The organism is Falsochrobactrum ovis, from assembly GCF_003259955.1.
Taxonomy (GTDB): Bacteria; Pseudomonadota; Alphaproteobacteria; order Rhizobiales; family Rhizobiaceae; genus Brucella; species Brucella ovis_A.
The window spans coordinates 289137-305346 of sequence record NZ_QLMK01000002.1 but is presented as its reverse complement, the minus strand read 5'-3'; the positions used below and the strand labels follow the sequence as shown (position 1 = coordinate 305346).

Sequence of the window (16210 nt, the reverse complement as noted above, 5' to 3'; positions counted from 1 at the left end):
ACCTAACGATCCTATCGAACAAATTGGCGGATCAACGCGCCATTACGCTCTACCTCTAAACGCCACGCAAAGCCCCGACCTGCATCCAGAGCAGCGCTAAGTTCTGCAATATTGCGGATGGGATTTGCATTAATGCCGCGCACAATATCCCCCGGTCGCAATCCCATACGCGCCGCCGGCGAGCCGGCCACAATATCGACAACCATAACCCCACGCAGATTTGCCCTCATCCGCATGTGCGAAATCAATGCCGGTGTAATTTCTTCAACAGTAGCACCGGCAAATGGATTGTCTCCCTTAATCAAAAGCCGCTGTTCGGGTTTGGCTTCTGGCTCTTTTGCCAGCAAGATAGAAATATCCCGCTGCTTTCCGTTACGCATAATTCTCAATGAGACCGTCTGGCCAATACCCGCGGTAGACAGCCGATAACCCAGCACATCAAGATTATCCACCCGAACCCCTTGCACTGATAAAATAACATCTCCGACCTTCAGTCCTGCCTTCGCGGCCGGTCCGTCCTTGGCGATGGCTGTTGCCAAGACACCAAAGGATTTATCCATGCCGAGACTTTCGGCAACATCAGGAGTGATATTCTGGAAAGTTGCGCCAATATACGGACGCTTGAAACTGCTACTGCCGCTCAACGCAGCATTAACGACCGCTCGAACCATATTTGAAGGAATTGCAAAGCCGATTCCCACCGACCCGCCGGAACGCGAAAAAATGGCCGTATTAATCCCGATGAGTTGACCGCGCATATCAATCAATCCGCCGCCGGAATTGCCTGGATTAATCGCAGCATCTGTCTGAATAAAAAAATCAAAGTCCGATACACCAACCTGTGTTCGCGCTTGAGCGGACACAATCCCGCTGGTCACTGTTTGCCCCACGCCAAAAGGGTTGCCAATCGCCAGAACTAGATCCCCGACCTCGACTTCATCGGATTCTCCTAGCGGAACCACGGGGAATTTTTCCTTCGCATCGATTTTCAGGATGGCAAGATCCGTCGTTTCATCCCGCAATAAAACTTCACTATCAAACTGCCTGCCATCGGCAAGAGCGATTTTGATCTCGTCAGCATCTTTAATGACATGATTATTGGTGACCACAATTCCCGATGCATCAACGATTACGCCCGAGCCTAACGATTGCTCAACCCGTGATCTCGGAGTTCCAAACCGATTTCCAAAAAATTGCTCAAAGAATGGATCGCCAGCAAAAGGCGGACGCACCTGCACCTGCCGTGCGGCGTAAACATTCACCACCGCGGGAGCCGTAGCTTTAACAAGCGGCGAAAATGATTGCTGAATCTGAGCTCGACTAAGCGGAATTTCTTTAGTTGTCGGCAGGTCATTCGGCTGATTTTGTGCTCTAGCGCCTAGAGCCGCCAGGCTCAGCGCTCCGAAAACCAGTGTAGCAATCCAAACACTACGCCAATTCATCCGCACACTCCGTTCACAATTAATCAATATTAGTCCCGGTCTCGGCTCTTAAACAGACACCTTAAATTATCCATCCGGCCAAAATCTCTTGGCCAAGAGATAACATCTATCTCACTTCTGCCTATCAGTCTGCCAATGAAAGGATCAATTGATTTGCCAATCCTTATCAGCCGAATTTGTGGCAGCTATTATGTAAATTTCAACTTAGGACAAGACCAAATAAAAAGGGCCGCCGAAGCGACCCTTTTTAAAATATAAAAGCGAAAATTATGCTGCGTTAGCTTCCGCCGCCTGTTCCGCTTCTACACGTTCGCGATCAGCTTTCCCCTTGGCGTCGACATCGCGCTCAACGAACTCGACAACAGCCATCGGAGCGTTGTCACCCGTACGGAAGCCAGCCTTCATAATACGAAGGTAACCGCCATTACGCGTAGCATAACGCGTTGCGATCGTGTCAAACAGCTTAGCAACGATCTTTGGATCGCGCACTGCTGAAATGGCCTGACGACGTGCGTGCAGATCGCCGCGCTTGCCAAGTGTAACAAGCTTTTCAACGATCGGACGAATTTCTTTCGCCTTTGGAAGCGTAGTAACAATCTGCTCGTGTTCGATGAGCGAAGCCGCCATATTGGCAAACATCGCCTTGCGGTGCGAGGCAGTGCGGTTCAGCTTACGGTGTGCGTTACCGTGGCGCATGAGCCTTCTCCTTTAATTCGTATCTTACCGGATTTGCCGATATTAATATTGGTCTTCGTAACGCTTTGCGAGTTCTTCAATGTTTTCCGGCGGCCAGGCTGGAATTTCCATACCAAGATGGAGACCCATCGACGCGAGAACTTCTTTGATCTCGTTAAGCGACTTGCGGCCGAAATTCGGAGTCCGCAGCATCTCGGCTTCCGTTTTCTGGATTAGATCGCCGATATAGACGATATTGTCATTCTTCAGGCAGTTGGCCGAACGAACTGATAGTTCGAGTTCGTCAACCTTCTTAAGTAGAGCCGGGTTGAAGGCAAGTTCAGCAACCTGCTCTTCCTGAGCCTCTTTCTCTGGTTCTTCGAAGTTGACAAAGATGGCTAGCTGGTCCTGGAGAATACGTGCCGCAAAAGCAACAGCGTCCTCACCGGAAACAGAACCATTGGTCTCGACGTTTAGCGTCAGCTTATCATAGTCAAGAACCTGCCCTTCACGGGTGTTCTCGATCTTGTAAGAGACTTTGCGCACCGGAGAATAAAGACTATCGATCGGAATGAGCCCAATAGGCGCGTCTTCCGCGCGATTGCGATCAGCCGGTACATAACCTTTACCGTTATTAACGGTCAGTTCCATACGGATCTCAGCGCCTTCGTCCAAAGTGCAAATGACATGCTCTGGATTGAGCACTTCAACATCGCCCACGGTCTGAATATCACCAGCCGTTACCACGCCAGGGCCTTCCTTACGGACAACCATGCGCTTGGGGCCTTCGCCTTCCATACGGATCGCGATTTCCTTGACGTTCAGAACGATGTCGGTGACATCTTCCCGAACACCCGGAATCGACGAGAACTCGTGCAATACGCCGTCAATCTGAATTGCGGTTACCGCAGCGCCCCGCAGGGAGGAGAGCAGCACACGGCGCAAAGCATTGCCAAGCGTCAAACCATAACCGCGCTCCAAAGGCTCAGCAACAATGCTAACCTCATTACCGGAACCGCGAGTACTGAATTCGACTTTGTTTGGCTTGATTAATTCTTGCCAGTTTTTCTGGATCATTTGGATTTCCTCTTTCAACCGTCGCCACCATCCAATCGTAGCGATCTAGTGAAGAAACCGTAGAGGAGCCCCGGAAGCATTCCGAGGCTCATACGATATGCGAATGAAAATCAGACCCGGCGCTTTTTGCGCGGACGGCAACCATTGTGCGGAATCGGCGTCACATCACGGATAGACGTAATAACAAAGCCTGCAGCCTGCAGAGCACGCAACGCAGATTCGCGGCCAGAGCCCGGTCCGCAAACCTCGACTTCGAGGGAGCGCATGCCATGTTCTTGAGCCTTCTTGGCGCAATCTTCAGCAGCGATCTGTGCAGCGAACGGGGTCGACTTACGCGAACCTTTAAAACCCTGAGCACCCGCAGACGACCAGGCAATCGCATTGCCCTGCGCATCTGAAATGGTGATCATGGTGTTGTTAAATGTCGAATTTACATGGGCTACGCCCGATGAAATATTTTTACGTTCGCGACGGCGAACGCGTGTGGCTTCCTTGGCCATGTCAGTCCTTTCAAATCGATCTCTACACCGCCGTAATTCCAGCGGCTACACCGGCCCTTTGAAAAGGACCAGTCACAAACCCAACCAAAACTGGCTGGACCTGATAGAAATTATTTCTTCTTACCTGCAATCGCCTTTGCGGGACCCTTACGGGTGCGAGCATTGGTATGCGTACGCTGACCACGAACTGGCAGCGAACGGCGGTGACGCAGACCGCGATAGCAACCCAGATCCATCAAACGCTTAATATTCATCGATACTTCACGACGAAGATCACCTTCGACCTGATATTCAGCATCAATGGCTTCACGAATCTGAAGAACTTCAGCATCGGTAAGCTGATTTACGCGACGATCGTCAGCGATGCCGACCTTCGTTACGATTTCACGGGCAAATTTAGGTCCAATCCCATGGATGTACTGAAGCGCAATGATGACGCGCTTGTTCGTCGGGATGTTGACGCCAGCGATACGTGCCACGTCTTTTCTCCTTGAGTTATGTTGTCTCCATCCAGAGTTTTTTCCCCGGACGGCATGAATAGCCGTTCTGGCATATTGTATTCCACCAGCACTGCCCATTCAAAACCTGATGAAGTGGCGCAGTCTTTGACGGAATCATTGAAAAAAGTCAACTATTAACTGTAGGTAAACCCGCAAAACCCAAATGCGTGCTTCCACAAAGTGACTTTTAATATCTTATAGGCAAACCAGCTTGATGCTGATTTGCCTATAAGATGAGCTGATTGTATCACGCTGGGATAAGCGTTCTCTCAATCTCTGCGGCGACATCTTGAACCGGAGCCATACCATTAATGACCCGCAATTCACCTGTGCCAGCATAGTAGCTTGAAAGCGGGGCAGTCTTTTCCCGATATTCAATAAGACGCTTACGGAATGCCTCAGGATTATCGTCTGAGCGAGCCTGCCCGCCATTAGCGAGCGTTTCCGCTACGCGCGTTTCCATCCGCTTTACCAATGCGTTCTCATCAACCTTAAGCTCAATCACAGCGTTAAGTTTGAGACCTTTTTCTGCAAGCATCGCACCGAGAGCTTCTGCTTGCGGGACAGTACGCGGATAGCCATCAAGGATAAAACCATTCGCACAATCAGGCGCATCAATACGCTCTGAAACAATCTGGTTTACCACATCATCGGAAACAAGTTGCCCTGCATCCATGATGGCTTTTGCGCGCTTACCTATTTCGCTTTGTTCGGCGACCGCTGCCCGCAGCATGTCGCCAGTCGAAAGCTGTGGTATTCCATGCTTCTTGGTAAGAAGTCCAGCCTGCGTCCCCTTACCTGCTCCGGGCGGCCCAAGAAGTATCAATCTCATCTGTTACGTTTCCCACCTCTGAGTTTGGACTTCTTGATCAGCCCTTCATATTGATGAGCAACAAGATGTCCTTGAACTTGCGCAACCGTATCCAATGTCACGCTGACCACAATCAACAACGACGTACCGCCAAGATAGAAAGGCACACCGGTCGCGGAAATCAAAAACTCCGGCAGGAGACAGACAAGCACGATGTAGATGGCACCGATCACGGTGATACGTGTCAAAACATAGTCGATATATTCAGCCGTGCGCTCTCCCGGACGAATGCCTGGGATAAATCCTGAGTGCTTTTTAAGCTGATCGGCAGTGTCTCTTGGATTGAAAACAATGGCTGTGTAGAAAAAACAGAAGAATGCAATCAACGCAGCATAAAGCAGCATATAAAGCGGCTGGCCATGGCCAAGTGCATTCAGAATTGTGGTTGCCCAACCAGGCATTTCAGCTGAATTGGCAAATCCGGCAACCGTTGCTGGCAGCAGCAACAGCGACGATGCGAAGATCGGCGGAATTACACCAGCTGTGTTCAGCTTGAGCGGAAGGTGCGAAGTATCGCCCTGGAACATACGATTGCCAACCTGGCGCTTCGGATATTGGATCAGAAGACGGCGCTGCGCACGTTCTACAAATACGATAATACCGATCAATGCAATCGCCAAAACGATCACACCCAGGATAAGCCCGGTCGATAATGCTCCTGTTCGACCCAGCTCTAATGTACCGGAAATAGCTGATGGGAGATTGGCTACAATCCCGGCAAAAATTATCAGTGAAATACCGTTACCAATGCCGCGTGCAGTAATCTGTTCACCAAGCCACATCAAGAACATCGTTCCGCCAACAAGCGTGATAACCGATGAAATGATAAAGAACGGCCCTGGATTGGACACGATTCCAGTGCCCGATTGCAGCCCTACCGAAATCGCATAGGCCTGAACCATTGCGAGCAGAACGGTACCGTAGCGGGTATATTGATTGATGATCTTGCGACCAGATTCGCCTTCCTTTTTGAGAGCTTCAAGCGTCGGAACAACCGACGTCATAAGCTGCACAATAATGGAAGCGGAAATATAAGGCATAATGCCGAGCGCGAATATGGCCATACGACCAACTGCACCACCGGCAAACATATTAAAAAGCCCCAGCACGCCTTGACTGTGCTGCGAAAATGCCTGCGCCAGCGCTTCTGGATTGATACCTGGAAGTGGTATGTAAGTACCAAAACGATAAACGAGCAATGCGCCCAGTGTGAACCAGATACGCTTCTTGAGTTCTTCAGCTTTCGAAAAAGCTGAAAAATTTAAATTGGAAACTAGCTGTTCAGCAGCCGACGCCATTAAATTTCTCCGGTAAAAAGCTCCTGTCTTCAAAACGCATGTCGAACATCATCCGACTCGCACCCGCATAAAAGAAGACTCTGCCCAGATATGCGCATTGGCATAGAGATGCAAGCGGCGGCCCAGTTTAAATCGCAATTCTAAAGGGAATTCTTCCCCTTTAACGAATTTGCACTGGGCCGCCGCTCAATTTTTTAATCGTTTTATTTCGCTGCAGCTTCTGGAAGCTTAATGCTGCCACCAGCTTTTTCGATTTTTTCAATCGCCTGCTTGGAAGCACCTGCTACTTCAAAAGCAACTTTGGTCTTAAGATCACCATCCGCAAGAATACGAACACCGTCTTTCGCACGACGAATGACGCCCGCAGCTTTCAGCGTTTCAATGTTCACAACTTCTTTCGCATCAAGCTTACCAGCATCGATCGCGATCTGGATACGACCAAGCGATAAAATGTTAAAGTCTTTTGCAAAAATGTTGGTGAAACCACGCTTCGGCAGACGGCGGTAGATTGGCATCTGGCCGCCTTCAAAACCGTTAATCGCTACGCCTGAACGAGACTTTTGTCCCTTGACGCCACGACCGCCGGTCTTACCGGTACCAGAACCAATACCGCGACCAACGCGTTTTGGTGCCTGGACCGAACCTGGCCTATTACGCAGATCGTTGAGTTTCATTTCTCTGTCTCCCTGCGCTCTCAGCCTTCGTCCACAACGCGGACAAGGTGCTGAACCCTGGCGATCATACCGCGTACGGAAGGTGTATCTTCCAGCGTACGGCGGCGGTGCATTTTGTTAAGTCCAAGACCGATCAGCGTTGCGCGCTGTACGGCTGGACGGCGGATAGGGCTGCCGATCTGTTCGACCGTAACCGTCTTACCCTTCTTATCAGCCATCACTAAAATCCTTGTCTATGGCGTATCCGGTGATTACCGGACTGGCACAAACTATTGGCTATTCTTCGGATCCGACTACTTCTTGGCGGCGAGCCTGAAGGGTCGAGTACTTAATACCACGCTGTGCAGCAATATCCTTTGGATGCATCTGATGCTTCAGAGCGTCAAAGGTTGCACGAACCATGTTGTAAGGGTTCGATGAGCCCAGCGATTTGGCAACTACGTCCTGAACGCCAAGAGTCTCGAACACCGCACGCATCGGACCACCAGCAATGATACCAGTACCAGCCGGAGCTGCGCGAAGCAGAACCTTGCCAGCGCCGTGACGGCCATTCACATCGTGATGAAGGGTACGACCCGAACGAAGTGGAACAAAGATCAAATCACGCTTGGCAGCTTCAGTTGCCTTACGGATTGCCTCAGGTACTTCGCGCGCCTTACCATGACCAAAGCCAACGCGGCCCTTCTGATCGCCCACTACTACCAGTGCGGCAAAACCAAAACGACGGCCACCCTTGACCACTTTGGCAACACGGTTGATGTGAACAAGCTTGTCAACGAATTCGCTATCACGCTCTTCGCGACCGCGATCTTCACGGTTACGATCTCTCTGTGCCATATCCTATTCCTTTATTCTTTTCCGGAAGCACAAGTTTTAATTAGAAGCTCAACCCGCCTTCACGAGCTGCTTCTGCAAGAGCCTTGACTCGACCATGGTAAATATATGCACCACGATCAAACACGACTTCTTTGATACCAGCCTTTACCGCACGCTCAGCAACCAGTTTACCAACGGCTTTAGCCGCCGCCTGATCGGCACCAGTGCTGAGTTTGCCCTTCAAATCACCATCCAGAGTCGAGGCTGACGCAATAGTTACACCGCGTACATCATCGATAACCTGAACATAAATGTTCTTTGATGAGCGATAAACACTGAGGCGCGGACGGCCGTTCGCGACCGCCTTGATCTGACGACGAACGCGAGCAGCGCGACGCTGCAAAGTTTGTTTTGGCGATGCCATGACGCGCTTCCCTTACTTCTTCTTGCCTTCTTTGCGAACGATAACTTCATTCGCATATTTAACGCCCTTGCCTTTATAAGGCTCTGGCGCGCGATATTCACGGATTTCCGCCGCTACCTGGCCGACTTGCTGCTTATCAATACCAGAGACAACGATTTCCGTCGGCTTCGGCACAGATACGGTGATGCCAGCAGGCACATTGTAGACAACGTCATGGCTAAAACCGAGCGAAAGCTGAAGGTTTTTGCCCTGCATTGCGGCACGATAACCGACACCGTTGATTTCCAATTTTTTCTCGAAACCGTCTTTTACACCAGTCAAGATGTTAGAAATCATTGTGCGGGCCATGCCCCACTTCGAACGAGCGTTCTTAGACTGGTCACGTGGATCAACGGAAATGCCGTTTTCATCCATTTTGACCAGAACTTCATCGTGCACGACGAACGACAATTCGCCTTTTGCGCCCTTAGCTTTGACGATCTGCCCTTCAACACTGGCGGTCACGCCCGCCGGGACCGGCACGGGTTTTTTACCGATACGAGACATTTTTATACCTGTCCGTTTATCTGTTCACTGCCAACCGCATCAGAAGATGCGGCAAAGCAGCTCACCACCAACGTTTTGTTCACGGGCTTCATGATCCGCCATAACACCTTTCGGTGTGGAAAGGATCGAGATGCCAAGGCCATTCGCAACCTGCGGGATCGACTTAACCGACACGTAAACGCGACGGCCAGGTTTCGATACGCGCGTAAGTTCGCGAATAACTGGAACACCTTCATAATATTTCAGCTCGATTTCGATCTCGGCCTTGCCGTTAACGAACTCGCTTTGCGTGTATCCGCGGATATAACCTTCTGCTTGAAGGACATCCAGCACCCGCGCACGCAGCTTAGAAGCCGGGGTCGAAACCTTGGTCTTCTTGCGGCCAATCGCGTTGCGGATACGGGTCAGCATATCGCCGATAGGATCTGACACAGACATATGCTACTCCTTACCAGCTCGACTTTACCACGCCCGGAACCTGTCCAAGCGAACCATACTGACGAAGTGCAATACGCGACATCTTCAGTTTACGGTAATAAGCACGCGGCCGGCCTGTAATTTCGCAACGATTGCGAACACGAACCTTGGCTGAATTACGCGGCAATTCGGCGAGCTGAATAGTAGCGCGAAAACGCTCATCCAGCGGAAGGCTCTGATCCATTACGATCGCCTTCAGACGTGCACGCTTTTCAGCGTAACGCTTAACCAACTTTTCGCGGCGCTTGTTTTTTTCGACTGCGCTAGTCTTGGCCATATTAATATACCTCGCTACGCTTGCCGTTACTGGCGGAACGGGAAGTTGAAGCCACGCAGCAATGCGCGCGCCTCATCATCCGTTTTTGCAGTCGTGCAAACGATGATGTCCATGCCCCAGATCTGATCAACTTTATCGTAGTTGATTTCCGGAAACACGATGTGTTCCTTGATACCCATAGCAAAATTGCCACGACCATCAAAGCTCTTCGGATTCAGACCACGGAAGTCGCGAACGCGTGGAAGCGCGATCGTGATCAGGCGATCAAGGAATTCGTACATGCGATCCTGACGAAGAGTAACCTTCGTACCGATTGGCATGTCTTCGCGCAACCGGAAAGTTGCGATCGAATTGCGTGCACGAGTAATAACTGCCTTCTGACCGGCGATCAGGCCGAGATCTTCCGCAGCAATCGCAGGCTTTTTGGAGTCGCCAGTAGCTTCGCCAACGCCCATATTGAGTACAACTTTATCGAGACGCGGAATTTGCATCTCATTGCTGTACTTGAATTCTTCAAGCATAGCTTTCCGGATCTTATCCCGATAAAGTTGCTTGAAGCGAGGAAGTGCCTTTTGCTCAGCCATCGATCAGCGCTCCAGAACGTTTTGCTACACGAACCTTCTTGCCGTCCTCAATACGGAAACCGACGCGGGTCGGCTTGCCATCCTTAGGATCGACGATAGCCAGGTTGGACAGATGGATCGGCGCTTCTTTAGAGATAATGCCGGCTTCCTGAGTCTGTGTCTGGCGCTGATGACGCTTCACAACATTTATACCACGGACGAGTGCTTTATCATCCTTTGGCATTACTTTGAGAACTTCGCCTTTACGGCCCTTGTCCTTACCGGACAACACGACAACGCTGTCGCCTTTGCGAATCTTTTGCATCGTCTTGCTTCCTTACAGAACTTCCGGAGCCAGCGAGATGATCTTCATGTGGCTCTTAGCGCGAAGTTCACGCGGAACCGGTCCGAAGATACGCGTACCAATAGGCTCTTTCTTGTTATCAATGAGGACGGCTGCATTGTTATCAAAACGGATAACACTACCGTCCGGACGACGAATGTCCTTGGCGGTACGTACAACTACCGCCTTCATTACGTCACCTTTTTTGACGCGGCCGCGCGGGATAGCTTCCTTGACCGACACCACAATGATGTCGCCAACGGAAGCGTAACGCCGCTTGGAACCGCCCAGCACCTTGATGCACATGACACGACGTGCGCCGGAGTTATCCGCCACGTCGAGGTTTGTTTGCATCTGAATCATGACTGGCCGCCTTCTTTTCCTTCAGCTGGTTAAGGGCTCCTGCCCTACCTAAGCTGCGTGTTTGTAATTTAGCCCGCTGATTCGTTCGTCAGAACGACCCAGCGTTTGTCCTTCGAGATTGGTGCTGATTCCTGAATGGAAACACTATCACCAACCTTGAATTGGTTGTTCTCGTCGTGCGCTTTGTACTTTTTTGACTGACGAATTGTCTTCTGGAGGAGCGGATGCGAATAGCGGCGCTCAACCTTCACTACAACAGTCTTATCGTTCTTGTCGCTGACGACAACGCCCTGCAGAACGCGTTTAGGCATGCTAATTCTTCCTTATGCCTTGCTTTCGGCCGCCTTCTGGCGGGCAATAGTCTTAATACGCGCAATGTTGCGGCGAACCTGCTTCACGCGCGCGGTTTTCTCAAGTTGGCCAGTCGCTTTCTGAAAGCGCAGATTAAACTGTTCTTTCTTCAGTGCGACCAACTCTTCATTGATCTGATCGAGGCTTTTTGCCCGAATATCAGCGGCTTTCATGGCTGCCTCTCTTATTCAGCTATGCGCTGGATAAAGCGCGTCTTGACCGGCAACTTCGCAGCACCGAGTCTGAGTGCTTCGCGTGCCACATCTTCGGGTACGCCGTCAAGCTCAAACATCACGCGACCTGGTGCCACACGGCATGCCCAGTAGTCAACCGATCCCTTACCTTTACCCATACGGACTTCAGTAGGTTTACCCGTTACGGGCAGATCAGGGAAAATGCGGATCCATACACGACCGGCACGTTTCATGTGACGGGTGATCGCGCGGCGAGCCGCTTCGATCTGACGTGCTGTGACGCGTTCAGGCTCAAGTGCTTTGATACCGAATGCACCGAAATTGAGTTCCGTTCCGCCTTTCGAGTTGCCGCGAATGCGGCCCTTGAACTGCTTACGGAACTTGGTGCGCCTTGGCTGCATCATTGTTCTTTACTCCAATTTTCTCGCCCGCGGCCCGCTTTATCAAGCGTTTTCGCGGCGGCGGTTCTGCTGGGAACCCTGATTGTCACCCTCAACCGCACGGCGCTCAGATGCCATTGGGTCATGCTCAAGGATTTCGCCCTTGAATACCCAGACCTTCACACCGCAGATACCGTAAGCGGTTTGCGCTTCTGCTGTACCGTAGTCGATATCAGCACGCAGCGTGTGAAGCGGAACGCGACCTTCACGATACCATTCCATACGCGCGATTTCGGCGCCGCCCAGACGACCAGAACAGTTGATACGAATTCCTTCGGCACCAAGACGCATTGCTGACTGGACAGCACGCTTCATAGCGCGACGGAATGCCACACGGCGTTCAAGCTGCTGAGCGATGGATTGAGCAACCAGAGTTGCATCAATTTCAGGCTTACGAACTTCAACAATGTTGAGTGACGTATCGGAATTTGTCATCTCGGAAAGCTTCTTGCGAAGCTTTTCGATATCTGCACCCTTTTTTCCGATAATAATGCCAGGGCGAGCGGAATGGATCGTCACGCGGCACTTTTTGTGCGGACGTTCGATTACAATCTTTGAGATCGCAGCCTGCTTGAGTTCCTTCGTAAGATACTCACGGATCTTAACGTCTTCATGCAGGAGTTTTCCGTACTCGCCGGTATTAGCATACCAACGGGAATCCCAGGTGCGGTTGATACCGAGACGAAAACCGATCGGATTAATCTTCTGGCCCATTATGCGGCCTCCCCTTTTTCCGCAACTTCGCGGACAACTATGGTGAGATGCGAAAACGGCTTTTCGATACGGCTTGCCTTACCACGTCCGCGTACGCGGAACCGCTTCATGACAATAGATTTGCCGACATAAGCTTCAGCAACGATCAGCGCGTCAACATCGAGATCATGATTATTCTCTGCGTTGGCGATAGCCGATTCGAGCGTCTTCTTCACCGTTCCTGCGATCCGCTTGCGCGAGAACGTCAGATCGGCGAGCGCCGCATTAACTTTCTTGCCGCGAATCATCGTCGCTACAAGATTGAGCTTCTGCGGGCTGACGCGAAGCGTACGGGCGACGGCTTTCGCCTCGTTATCCTTAAGCTGGCGGGGAGCCTTGGCCTTGCCCATCGTTACTTCCTCTTTGCCTTCTTGTCCGCACCGTGACCGTAATAGGTACGTGTCGGCGCGAATTCACCGAACTTGTGACCGACCATCTCTTCGGAGATTAGCACCGGCACATGCTTGTTGCCGTTATAAACACCGAATGTCAGGCCGACAAACTGCGGCAAGATCGTGGAGCGACGGCTCCACATCTTGATAACTTCATTCCGACCGCTTTCGCGTACCTTCTCAGCTTTTTTGAGAAGATAGCCATCAACGAACGGACCTTTCCAAACTGAACGAGCCACTTCCGACTACCTCTCTTATTTCTTGCGCTGATGACGCGAGCGCATGATGAATTTGTCGGTCGCCTTATTCGAACGGGTCTTCTTGCCCTTCGTTGGCTTACCCCAAGGTGTTACCGGATGACGGCCACCTGAAGTACGACCTTCACCACCACCATGCGGGTGATCGACAGGGTTCATGGCAACGCCGCGAACACCAGGGCGTTTACCACGCCATATAGCACGTCCTGCCTTACCATCGTTGATGTTGCTATGCTCAGGATTGGACACAGCGCCAACCGTTGCAAAACATCCACCAGGAACAAGACGCTGTTCACCAGAATTCAGACGTAGAATAACCATGCCTTGGTCACGGCCAACTACCTGTGCATAGGCACCGGCCGAACGCGCGATCTGACCACCCTTGCCCGGCTTCATCTCCACATTGTGGACGATAGTGCCAACAGGCATAGCCGAAAGCGGCATAGCATTTCCTGGCTTAACGTCGACGGATGCACCTGCCACAACCTGATCACCAGCAGCAAGACGCTGGGGAGCGAGAATGTAGCTAAGCTCACCATCTTCGTAGCGGATCAATGCGATAAACGCAGTCCGGTTTGGATCGTATTCCAGACGTTCTACCGTTGCGACTACATCGTGTTTACGACGTTTGAAGTCAACCAAACGATAGTTACGCTTGTGACCACCACCCTGATAACGGACGGTAATACGACCAGTATTGTTACGGCCACCCTTCTTGGACAAACCTTCCGTCAATGACTTGACCGGTTTACCCTTGTAGAGTTCCGAGCGATCAACGATGACCAGCTGACGCTGACCCGGCGTGATCGGATTATAGTGCTTGAGTGCCATTGTCTTTACTCCACGGCCTCTCAGAGACCAGTCGAAACGTCGATGCTCTGACCTTCAGCCAAAGTAACGATCGCTTTTTTGACATCGCTCTGGCGCCCGACAATGCCGCGGAACCGCTTCACCTTGCCTTTGCGCACAGTGGTATTAACGGCTCTAACCTTGACGCCAAAAAGCGCCTCGATTGCAGCCTTGATTTCCGGCTTCGTCGCCTTGCGAGCTACGTTGAAGACAACCTGATTGTTTTCGGAAACCAAGGTCGACTTCTCAGTAATAACAGGGCTGACGATCACGTCGTAGTGGCGAAGATCTGTCATTTGAAACGCTCCTCGAGGGCTTCGACAGCCGCCTTGGAAAGTACCAGCTTGCCACGACGAAGAATGTCGTAAACATTGATACCCTGCACCGGCAGAACGTCGATGTTCGGAATATTCGCTGCCGCCCGCTGGAAGTTCGCATCAATCTCGGCTCCGCCGATCAACAGCGCGTTTTCGAGACCGAGCTTAGCAAACTTTGCAACCAGCTGTTTCGTTTTTGCTTCCGAAGCGGCCAGATCATCAATAATGATCAGGTCTGAACCTTTTGCCTTTGCCGAAAGCGCATGACGCAAGCCCAGTGCACGAACCTTTTTAGGCAGATCATGATCATGAGACCGAATTACCGGACCATGAGCCTTACCACCGCCGCGGAACTGTGGCGCACGTGCCGAATGGTGACGAGCGCGGCCCGTACCCTTCTGCTTGTACATCTTAGCTCCGGTACGAGCAACCTCACCGCGCGTAAGCGTGGAGTGACCGCCCTGCTGGCGACGCGCCAGTTGCCAGCGCACTACGCGCTGAAGAATGTCGTCACGAGGTTCAAGACCGAAAATTTCTTCGTTCAACTTGACCTTGCCGGCATCCTTGCCTTCAAGAGTTGTAATTGTGAGATCCATTATTCGGCTCCCTCAGTCGCGACAGCATCCGCTGCTGCATCATTTGCGCTTTTACGCAGACCAGCCGGCTTGGGTGCATTCTCTGGCAGAGAAACCTTGACTGCATCACGAACCAGAATCCAAGCTCCCTTGGAGCCAGGAACTGCGCCGCGAACCAGAATAAGGCCACGATCACTGTCAGTAGAGACGACTTCGATGTTCTGTGTGGTCACGCGGGTCTGCCCCATATGACCGGCCATCTTTTTGCCTTTAAACACCTTACCTGGATCTTGGCGCTGACCAGTAGAACCATGTGCACGGTGAGAAATAGAGTTACCGTGTGTCGCGCGACCACCACCAAAGTTGTGGCGCTTCATCACACCGGCAAAACCTTTACCGATTGAGGTTCCGGTAACGTCAACTTTCTGACCCGGGACAAAATGCTCTGCAGTAATTTCTGCGCCAACTTCCAGAAGATTTTCTTCTGAAACGCGGAATTCTGCCAGCTTAGCTTTAGGCTCTACTTGAGCTTTCGCGAAATGACCGCGCATAGCTTTGCTTGTATTTTTAACCTTGGCAAGTCCAACGCCAAGCTGAACAGCTGTGTAACCGTTCTTTTCAACTGTACGCTGAGCGACCACGTGGCAGCTCTCCATCCGAAGAACTGTCACTGGAACATGTTCGCCAGCGTCGTTATAGACGCGGGTCATGCCCAGCTTTTGTGCGATAACACCTGAACGCATCGGGTTCGTTCCTTCCGTCCTCAAGCCGATTAAAGCTTGATCTCGACATCAACACCTGCTGACAGGTCCAGCTTCATCAGAGCGTCAACTGTCTGCGGGGTCGGGTCAACGATATCGAGAAGACGCTTGTGCGTGCGCATCTCGAACTGCTCGCGGCTCTTTTTGTCGACGTGCGGCGACCGGTTAACTGTGAACTTTTCGATCCGTGTTGGCAGTGGGATCGGTCCGCGCACATTTGCACCGGTACGCTTGGCAGTCGACACGATTTCCCGCGTCGAAGCGTCAAGGATCCGATGATCAAACGCCTTAAGGCGAATGCGGATGTTTTGACCGTTCATTTCATCTGTTCCTTGTTACGCGGGACGCCTCCAAAGAAGCGCCCCTGCACAAATCTAATTATTCGATGATCGAAGCTACGATGCCTGCACCAACGGTGCGGCCACCTTCACGGATAGCGAAGCGAAGCTTCTCTTCCATAGCAATCGGCACGATG

Annotated in this window: 29 protein-coding genes; all 29 read right to left on the bottom strand. The window is 51.6% G+C overall.

The features are described 5' to 3' along the window. Positions 1–11: 11 nt before the first annotated feature. Positions 12–1442, bottom strand: a complete 1431-nt coding sequence (locus C7374_RS05155; RefSeq protein WP_111574532.1) for a DegQ family serine endoprotease — start codon at positions 1440–1442, stop codon at positions 12–14. A gap of 267 nt (positions 1443–1709) precedes the next feature. Next, positions 1710–2138: a 50S ribosomal protein L17 gene (gene rplQ, locus C7374_RS05150; RefSeq protein WP_111574531.1), complete on the bottom strand. Its 429-nt coding sequence runs from the start codon at positions 2136–2138 to the stop codon at positions 1710–1712. Positions 2139–2180: 42 nt separating this feature from the next. Next, positions 2181–3194 carry a DNA-directed RNA polymerase subunit alpha gene (locus C7374_RS05145; protein WP_111574530.1) on the bottom strand — a complete coding sequence of 338 codons (1014 nt, stop codon included), beginning with the start codon at positions 3192–3194 and terminating at the stop codon, positions 2181–2183. Between the two features lie 110 nt (positions 3195–3304). Continuing rightward, entirely contained in the window at positions 3305–3694 is a 390-nt protein-coding gene (gene rpsK, locus C7374_RS05140; protein WP_111574529.1) for a 30S ribosomal protein S11, read from the bottom strand. A gap of 110 nt (positions 3695–3804) precedes the next feature. Next, complete coding sequence (gene rpsM / locus C7374_RS05135; RefSeq protein WP_111574528.1) at positions 3805–4173, bottom strand: 30S ribosomal protein S13; 369 nt, start codon at positions 4171–4173, stop codon at positions 3805–3807. A 268-nt stretch (positions 4174–4441) separates the two neighbouring features. Then, positions 4442–5026, bottom strand: coding sequence for an adenylate kinase (locus tag C7374_RS05130; RefSeq protein ID WP_111574527.1), 585 nt, complete (start codon positions 5024–5026; stop codon positions 4442–4444). Then, positions 5023–6363, bottom strand: a complete 1341-nt coding sequence (gene secY / locus C7374_RS05125; protein ID WP_111574526.1) for a preprotein translocase subunit SecY — start codon at positions 6361–6363, stop codon at positions 5023–5025. The genes C7374_RS05130 and secY overlap by 4 nt, the downstream gene beginning before the upstream one ends. Positions 6364–6566: 203 nt before the next feature. Next, on the bottom strand, positions 6567–7037 hold the full coding sequence (rplO, locus tag C7374_RS05120; RefSeq protein WP_111574525.1) for a 50S ribosomal protein L15: 471 nt from the start codon (positions 7035–7037) through the stop codon (positions 6567–6569). 20 nt (positions 7038–7057) lie between these two features. Next, positions 7058–7255 (bottom strand): 50S ribosomal protein L30, encoded by a 198-nt coding sequence (rpmD, locus tag C7374_RS05115; protein WP_111574524.1) that lies wholly within the window; start codon positions 7253–7255, stop codon positions 7058–7060. 58 nt (positions 7256–7313) lie between these two features. Beyond that, a complete protein-coding gene (gene rpsE, locus C7374_RS05110; RefSeq protein ID WP_111574523.1) occupies positions 7314–7874 on the bottom strand; it encodes a 30S ribosomal protein S5 in 561 nt (186 codons plus the stop codon). A gap of 40 nt (positions 7875–7914) precedes the next feature. After that, complete coding sequence (rplR, locus tag C7374_RS05105) at positions 7915–8277, bottom strand: 50S ribosomal protein L18 (RefSeq protein WP_111574522.1); 363 nt, start codon at positions 8275–8277, stop codon at positions 7915–7917. 12 nt (positions 8278–8289) lie between these two features. Beyond that, positions 8290–8823, bottom strand: coding sequence for a 50S ribosomal protein L6 (rplF, locus tag C7374_RS05100; RefSeq protein ID WP_111574521.1), 534 nt, complete (start codon positions 8821–8823; stop codon positions 8290–8292). A gap of 39 nt (positions 8824–8862) precedes the next feature. Next, positions 8863–9261 (bottom strand): 30S ribosomal protein S8, encoded by a 399-nt coding sequence (rpsH, locus tag C7374_RS05095; protein ID WP_111574520.1) that lies wholly within the window; start codon positions 9259–9261, stop codon positions 8863–8865. A gap of 10 nt (positions 9262–9271) precedes the next feature. Then, complete coding sequence (rpsN, locus tag C7374_RS05090) at positions 9272–9577, bottom strand: 30S ribosomal protein S14 (protein ID WP_111574519.1); 306 nt, start codon at positions 9575–9577, stop codon at positions 9272–9274. Positions 9578–9603: 26 nt separating this feature from the next. After that, complete coding sequence (gene rplE, locus C7374_RS05085; RefSeq protein ID WP_111574518.1) at positions 9604–10161, bottom strand: 50S ribosomal protein L5; 558 nt, start codon at positions 10159–10161, stop codon at positions 9604–9606. Next, on the bottom strand, positions 10154–10465 hold the full coding sequence (rplX, locus tag C7374_RS05080; RefSeq protein WP_111574517.1) for a 50S ribosomal protein L24: 312 nt from the start codon (positions 10463–10465) through the stop codon (positions 10154–10156). Before rplX ends, rplE begins: the two co-directional genes overlap by 8 nt. Positions 10466–10477: 12 nt before the next feature. After that, positions 10478–10846 carry a 50S ribosomal protein L14 gene (gene rplN / locus C7374_RS05075; RefSeq protein WP_109705997.1) on the bottom strand — a complete coding sequence of 123 codons (369 nt, stop codon included), beginning with the start codon at positions 10844–10846 and terminating at the stop codon, positions 10478–10480. A gap of 68 nt (positions 10847–10914) precedes the next feature. After that, positions 10915–11157 carry a 30S ribosomal protein S17 gene (rpsQ, locus tag C7374_RS05070; RefSeq protein WP_111574516.1) on the bottom strand — a complete coding sequence of 81 codons (243 nt, stop codon included), beginning with the start codon at positions 11155–11157 and terminating at the stop codon, positions 10915–10917. A gap of 12 nt (positions 11158–11169) precedes the next feature. Further along, entirely contained in the window at positions 11170–11370 is a 201-nt protein-coding gene (rpmC, locus tag C7374_RS05065; RefSeq protein ID WP_111574515.1) for a 50S ribosomal protein L29, read from the bottom strand. A gap of 11 nt (positions 11371–11381) precedes the next feature. Then, positions 11382–11795: a 50S ribosomal protein L16 gene (rplP, locus tag C7374_RS05060; protein ID WP_111574514.1), complete on the bottom strand. Its 414-nt coding sequence runs from the start codon at positions 11793–11795 to the stop codon at positions 11382–11384. 39 nt (positions 11796–11834) lie between these two features. Then, complete coding sequence (rpsC, locus tag C7374_RS05055; protein WP_111574513.1) at positions 11835–12545, bottom strand: 30S ribosomal protein S3; 711 nt, start codon at positions 12543–12545, stop codon at positions 11835–11837. Further along, complete coding sequence (gene rplV, locus C7374_RS05050; RefSeq protein ID WP_111574512.1) at positions 12545–12934, bottom strand: 50S ribosomal protein L22; 390 nt, start codon at positions 12932–12934, stop codon at positions 12545–12547. The genes rpsC and rplV overlap by 1 nt, the downstream gene beginning before the upstream one ends. Positions 12935–12936: 2 nt before the next feature. Beyond that, complete coding sequence (rpsS, locus tag C7374_RS05045) at positions 12937–13215, bottom strand: 30S ribosomal protein S19 (protein ID WP_111574511.1); 279 nt, start codon at positions 13213–13215, stop codon at positions 12937–12939. A gap of 15 nt (positions 13216–13230) precedes the next feature. After that, positions 13231–14064, bottom strand: coding sequence for a 50S ribosomal protein L2 (gene rplB / locus C7374_RS05040; RefSeq protein ID WP_111574510.1), 834 nt, complete (start codon positions 14062–14064; stop codon positions 13231–13233). A gap of 20 nt (positions 14065–14084) precedes the next feature. Continuing rightward, on the bottom strand, positions 14085–14378 hold the full coding sequence (locus tag C7374_RS05035; RefSeq protein WP_111574509.1) for a 50S ribosomal protein L23: 294 nt from the start codon (positions 14376–14378) through the stop codon (positions 14085–14087). Further along, positions 14375–14995: a 50S ribosomal protein L4 gene (rplD, locus tag C7374_RS05030; protein WP_111574508.1), complete on the bottom strand. Its 621-nt coding sequence runs from the start codon at positions 14993–14995 to the stop codon at positions 14375–14377. The genes C7374_RS05035 and rplD overlap by 4 nt, the downstream gene beginning before the upstream one ends. Beyond that, complete coding sequence (gene rplC / locus C7374_RS05025; protein WP_111574507.1) at positions 14995–15717, bottom strand: 50S ribosomal protein L3; 723 nt, start codon at positions 15715–15717, stop codon at positions 14995–14997. Before rplC ends, rplD begins: the two co-directional genes overlap by 1 nt. A 29-nt stretch (positions 15718–15746) precedes the next feature. After that, positions 15747–16055: a 30S ribosomal protein S10 gene (gene rpsJ, locus C7374_RS05020; RefSeq protein ID WP_111574506.1), complete on the bottom strand. Its 309-nt coding sequence runs from the start codon at positions 16053–16055 to the stop codon at positions 15747–15749. Positions 16056–16113: 58 nt separating this feature from the next. After that, the coding region (locus C7374_RS16135; protein WP_146086625.1) for an EF-Tu C-terminal domain-related protein at positions 16114–16210 on the bottom strand (97 nt) is incomplete at its 5' end.